This window comes from Cysteiniphilum sp. JM-1 (genome assembly GCF_008711525.1).
Lineage (GTDB): Bacteria > Pseudomonadota > Gammaproteobacteria > Francisellales > Francisellaceae > Caedibacter.
Genome location: NZ_VXKS01000041.1, coordinates 1 through 6,331, shown reverse-complemented (window position 1 = coordinate 6,331; position 6,331 = coordinate 1). Strand labels below are relative to the sequence as shown.

Here is a 6,331-nt window from a genome sequence, read left to right as displayed (position 1 = left end):
GAATTTAAGCAGCCTGTTTTCTTGGCATAATACCTAACTTTTGTAGCTCTACTTCCAGTGCTCTGACGACTGCTTCTAAGTCCAAATTGATTGGCTTTCCACTAAAATTATACCTACCTGTAAAGGCAATATGTGACCATGCCATCGGTGATATCTTTAGAAATTCTCTGATAAGTTCAGGATCAGCATTTGCATTGATCATTTTTTCATACAGTTTATTAAGTATGATAGCGTTATAGGCAACAATAACATTCGATACTAAGCTAACTGTCTCAGTCGAAATACTGTGACTAACATCCCTTTGCCTTTTAAAAATACCATGGTACATATTGCGGATTAACTTCTGTAACTGATGATATGCTTCTGTGCGGTTGCGAGCTGTCTTCATCGCCTTTCTAACCGACATGTCATTTAACATATTAAGCACATGAATGCTTTTGAATATTTTGTTGTACTCATATAGTGCTCTTCTAAGTCCTGCGTAGCGCGAATGGGAATTGAGTTTCCGTATAAGCGTTGCTTGCGTATTATTTTGTGTGATTAAAGATATAAGCACACGTGTGATACCTCTTTTATGCTTTTTAATACGTTCCTTTTCAACTTTGGAAGCAGGCTTAATAATGCCACTATAATGCGAAGGGTCTTTTGTTGAAACCAGATCATCTGTTTCATTTTTTACCCTTTTCATTGAAGGCAAAAACTCAACATCAATCGCATCGAGTGCTACAAAATTTATTTGATTAATGGAGTGACTATCTCCAGTGACTGCATCAACTTTAATATCTGATTTATTATCGTATACCATGTCAAATAAATGGTGCCCTTCATACTCATTCAAACCAATATTCTTGACATTAACAGCAACAAAATTAGCTATTAATGAGAGGACTGATATTCCTTTTCCTTTGCCAAGGTATTTTTTTGAGTATCGTGATTTTATGGTACTGTTTTTTGTTGACTCTTTTTGTCCATCTTGATCAGCCAATAGCTTATCACATAACAAATTCCAAGCTTTAAAAATAGGCAATGAGTTAACAAAGTTTGATATATGAATGTTTGCCTTCTCGAGATTTTCAATTGAAATAAAATCCTCATGGGTATAGCGCAGTGTATTAAACTTAATATCAGACATCTCGGACATTTTCTCCACTCCAAACCCAAAAGCTTCTGATAATATGCAGGCAATCATATTTAATGCCAATGGCTTGTCTCTTTTAACATATTTGCCTTTTGCATGTTCAAATACAGAAAATAAATCGGTTTCTTGGTCAATATAACTAAAGATGTCAGCAATATCTATTTTATTGAGACTTGTGAAAAACGAATCATCATTTTTTACGCTTGCATCATACTGTAGCTGCCATGAAGGGTTGCCATCATCATCGTAACTAATACTTATGCCTTGATGTTCGCCTTCTTTAATATTGGTTTGTAAGGTTTCCCAAGCTTGATCCAGTTCATCTAAAAGATCATCAAGTCTTTGATCACAGTAGATAGCAAGCTTCGGGTAACCATACTGCTGTGCAATTTCATCTACCTTATCAACCATTGAATCTGGCACCATATCGCAATCAATATCACGATGAGACAGGCTATCATTGCAGTACATACGACCTCTTTTGATATGATGGTAAATTTTCTCATAAACATAAAACTCAAAGCGATGCGGGTTGATTATTTGATCCTTGGGATCACTTTTAAGATAGTTGACCATTTCAGTAGGAACACTAAGACCAAGATCATCGGATATTTTTAGTTGCTTTGGTGACTTATTATTGCCATAGTGATTCTTCAATATTTTCATAAGCTCAAATATATGATGATTGCTTTTATAATGCTCAAAGTCGACTGCTAAAAACGTTGGTCTTAGGTACATTGATGTTGTTCTAAACTCATGCTCAACGTAAAGCCATTTTTCAGAGTTAAAATCAAAATCAAGCCCTTCAAAATATTTAGCCAGATTCTCGAAATCGCTTTTTGGTAAGATACTGAAGGCACTTTTGAAAAAATCATCACTGGATTGAGTTACTGATTCCTGTTGAGGAAACCACCTGAAAAACTTTGCGAGTTTTGGGTACTTTTTGATGATATTAGCCATGTAATTAGCCATTTGCGTGTCAGTATGCTCTTTAATTTCTGTCCGTATAAGTTCAACATAATGCATAAAATTAATAATCACATGATCCGTTAAGACTTGATATCGGTGATAGATATAGCAGATCGCATATAACTTTTGATCTTGCTCATTAAGCTTTCTTAACCTTGATACAGGATACTGATCAACTAAGTTGGCGTAATATTTTATGGCATTATTTGATAATGCTGTTTTAGGTAAAAAGTCTTTGGCATACAGATAGATTGATCTTAGGGTGTTGACCTGTTTGACGGTCTTCATAATCTCGCCATAGCTGAAATCAGCCTGATCGTAGCGAATTTTATTTAACGACAAATCGCCATCTTCATTATTGATCAGTTTCTTAATTTCACCACATATTATATTAGGCAACTTGTTAAAGATTTCTGCCAGTCGTGATTGCTCAGTTGCATATGCGTTTGTATAGAGATCTTGAAGTTTGCGATAGCTTGGCAACATAATATTGTTAGTGTCACAAAATTGGATGATTTCTCGCACCATATTATGTGGCTTAGGATGTGTTTTAAGCAAATTTACAGCATGTTTCTCAACTTTTTGAAGGTGCTCACCAGTACATTTCATGTAAGCAAAGTACTCCAGAATTAAGATACGTTGCCGATCTCGAGCATCCCTTGAAATAGACTGCGCTGTTGGCATGGACAATTTATTGTATTTTTCCGTAATGCACTGAATATCTTTCAGAGGCACTGTTTCAAAGTTGAAATCAAAAAATCTTAGCTTTGCCTTAAAATAACCCAGCTGCAATACAAAGAACAAAAAAGTATGATCTGTCTCAAACTTATTTGCCAACGCAAGCTCGACATTATTTAAGCTGAAGTATAACTCACGCTCACTCTTATCAAAATCAGGCAGATGATAATAATAAGCTATTTCTGCATCTGATAAAATATTGACCTTTCTAGCACTCATTAGCGGTTCACTTTAACGGAGGTTATTATTAACGGTTTTAGATTATAAGGATTCTACAATAAAATTTGCAAAACCAGTAAAATATTGTTGTCTACTTTATTAATGTTAAGCTAAGCTGTAAATATTAAAAATAAGTGTACTTTTAGCTATGAAGTATGGATATGCACGTGTCAGTACCAAAGACCAGTCGCTCAATCTTCAAATTGATGCGCTTGAGAAGTATGGTTGCGATCAAATTTATTCTGAAGTTGCCAAGGGAGCCAAGGCAGATCGACCAGAATGGTTACAGCTATTAGCCAAAGTTAAAAAAGGTGATACGCTTGTTATCTGGAAACTTGATCGTATGGGACGCTCTTTGCATCATCTTGTAAAAGTAGTCAACGAGTTATTAGACAAGGAGGTTGGTATTATAAGCCTCAATGATCCTATAGATACTACTACAGCTCAGGGCAAGTTGATGTTTAATCTTTTTGCCAGTTTAGCTGAGTTTGAAAAAGATCTCATTCGAGAGCGAACCATGGCAGGATTAAAGTCTGCACGTGCGCGTGGAAGAATGGGTGGTAGACCAAAGGGTTTACCTGAAGCCTCCATTAAAAAAGCTGCGATAGCTGAAGCATTATATAAACAACAAGAACTGCCAGTTAATGAAATTGCGTCGCAGTTGAAAATATCTAAAACAACCTTGTACAAGTATTTAAGATATAGAGGAGTTTCAATCAATGCTGATGCGTACAAGGACAATATAAAAAATATATAACCACCTAAATGATAAGGATATTTTTATGGATGATTTCAAGCCAAGTCGTACCAAGACATATCAGTATAAGCAAAATGGTAGTGTTTTACTGATCGCTTTAATTATGGTTGCTGTTGTGGCTATTTTGTCGGGCTCTATTTTATATATGTTAAAAATTAATATTGTACAAAATAAAGCAATCGAGAGTTATAGTAATGCCAGAAATAGTGCATTTTTATCTTTAAAAACAACACTCGAAGCAAATGATTATTTGTATACAAACACACCGATAAACTCGTCAGTTAAAAATTATAACTCTGGTAATTCAACGGTGACTGTAACAAGTACAGTATCATCAGATTTAAATAATGCCATTTATCCTGATAGCGTGAAACTTAACAATGCTTCAGCAATATTGCAATATCATGTTCAAATGCAAGTTACTGCACAAGCGCAAAATCAAGCCAATTACATCGCTATTGTTAATGCGCCCAGTCAATATCGTGCAAATAATAACCTTGCAGCAAATGATACGCAAAATGTTAATATTCCTATTGTCATAAAAAGCAACTTAAACTCAGCACAGTTAGATGCTAATAGCCAATTAATTGATGGTCAAGCAGGTTATATAGGGACTATAAACATCAATAATATTACAGACAAGGTCACTTATACAGATCTCAATGCAATCAACTATGACCTTACATTTGACTCCCAATCTACAGGAAGTAATTATGTGCTAACACAAGGTTGGCGTTTAGAGAATGGAAATTGGTATTGGAATATTATAATATATGACGTTATAAAATCAGAAGCGTGGCAAACAGAGATAAACTTAACCAGCCTCAAAGAAACTCCCTCAAATTTTAGCACCTTATTTTGGACAAAAATACTTGATAAAACACAAGGAGGATCGAATGAATATAATCCAAACACACAATATCCTGGAGGCTCTGTTGTTGTATTTGATAACCAAACTTTTATATCTATTCAACCAATAGATATTAATCAAACACCATATAGTAATCCCCAAAAGTGGATCTTAATTATTCCAGCTAATAGCTACCCTAATTGGAATTATCAATGGAATTCACGCTATCAAGCAGGGGATATTATTACATATTTTGGTTTATATTTTATAAGAAACACCTCAGGTGGTTGGACCTATATAGATGCATCAACAATTACTAATAATCCATCGTATTGGTCAAATAAACAACAGTATAACCCAGGGGATAGGGTAGCTTACAATGGTCATATTTTTGTGAACATTCAAACAAGTAATAAGAATCCTTATCAAGATGAAGACCATTGGAGAATTGTTAAGGAAAATGATGAGCCATTTTCATACTTTGATAGCAAAGTAGAATATTATCCTGGCGATCAGGTTAACTATAATGGAAATACCTTCATAAATATAAGTAAGACCAATAAGAATCCTTATCAAGAAGATGAAAGTTGGCGAATTTTAATTCCTGAAAATCAAATTCCTTACTACAATAGTAAAATTCGATACTATCCTGATGATAAAATTGGCTATAATGGCAAAATTTACATTGCTAATATCCCTTACAATCAAACGATAAGTCCAAATAAAAGGCCGCCAAATAACGGCTGGCTAGAAGTTACATCATAATGTGGGAAAAGATATTATGTATTTATTAAAAAATATTATACAAACATTTTTGCTTCTAATGAGCATGAATAATTTTGCATATACAGCAACGTTAGATCAAAATGTAAATCTTTTTGCGATGAAAGCAATTACAATTAAAAATAACATCTATACACTAGTTCTAACAAAAAATGATTCAAATCAAATTTTTGGTCAAACCTACAACTCCTTTGGTGCTCAAATTGGGAATAATCAATCTGTATCAACCCTTAATAGCATAACAAGCGCATACATACTACCTATTGATATTTATAGTAATCAGTCTGCTGAAAATGTTCTGCTATTTTTATTTTCAAACTCAGGAGTACAACAAATTGTATCATTGACACTAAATGCTATGGCTGAGATAAATTCTGTATCAGACTTAAATATAACACCTTCGACATCACTAATGGTTTACGAACCACAAATTATTCCAAATAGTTCAACAGATGATTTTATAGTGTTGTCATATCCATCTTCTATTGTGTTATATAAATATACACCTGCAACACCGAGTTTAACCTTACTGAGGACTGAAAGTTTTACTAATCAAACGGTTAAACAAATCTTACCTTTTAAAGGTTTCATAATTGCGATTACACAAAATAATCTTACACCACCTCCTGTTGGTTATGCGCATTTTATTGCGCTTGGTGTAAATAAAGAGTTTGCCACAGTTAATTTGTCTTCTGTTGATGGTGTTTACTTAACGTATGACCCTATTACTCAGAAAACTCTTTTAAAAACGGTAAGTGATTCAATAGGAGTTGAGATTCAAGATGCTCCTATGCCTTATGGCGTTATAGGAATGCAATCAACACAGTGATATGATAACTAGCAATTAAAAATGAAGCTAAACAATGTGATTGTATTT

The 6,331-nt window shown here is 34.1% G+C and carries 4 protein-coding genes; 3 read left to right on the top strand and 1 reads right to left on the bottom strand.

Features of this window, described 5'->3' with window-relative positions:
* Window positions 1-4 precede the first annotated feature (4 nt).
* Window positions 5-3,064: a Tn3 family transposase gene (locus F3D68_RS10880; RefSeq protein WP_151194461.1), complete on the bottom strand. Its 3,060-nt coding sequence runs from the start codon at window positions 3,062-3,064 to the stop codon at window positions 5-7.
* 148 nt (window positions 3,065-3,212) lie between these two features.
* Here F3D68_RS10880 and F3D68_RS10875 point away from each other — a divergent pair, with 148 nt between their 5' ends.
* From F3D68_RS10875 to F3D68_RS10865, 3 genes are read left to right on the top strand one after another with little or no spacing between them, the layout of a single operon-like run.
* The gene (locus F3D68_RS10875; protein WP_151194460.1) at window positions 3,213-3,821 is read left to right on the top strand and encodes a recombinase family protein; all 609 of its coding nucleotides are present in this window, start codon (window positions 3,213-3,215) and stop codon (window positions 3,819-3,821) included.
* Window positions 3,822-3,846: 25 nt separating this feature from the next.
* Window positions 3,847-5,436 (top strand): hypothetical protein, encoded by a 1,590-nt coding sequence (locus F3D68_RS10870; RefSeq protein WP_151194459.1) that lies wholly within the window; start codon window positions 3,847-3,849, stop codon window positions 5,434-5,436.
* Window positions 5,437-5,452: 16 nt separating this feature from the next.
* Complete coding sequence (locus F3D68_RS10865) at window positions 5,453-6,283, top strand: hypothetical protein (RefSeq protein ID WP_151194458.1); 831 nt, start codon at window positions 5,453-5,455, stop codon at window positions 6,281-6,283.
* Window positions 6,284-6,331 lie beyond the last annotated feature (48 nt).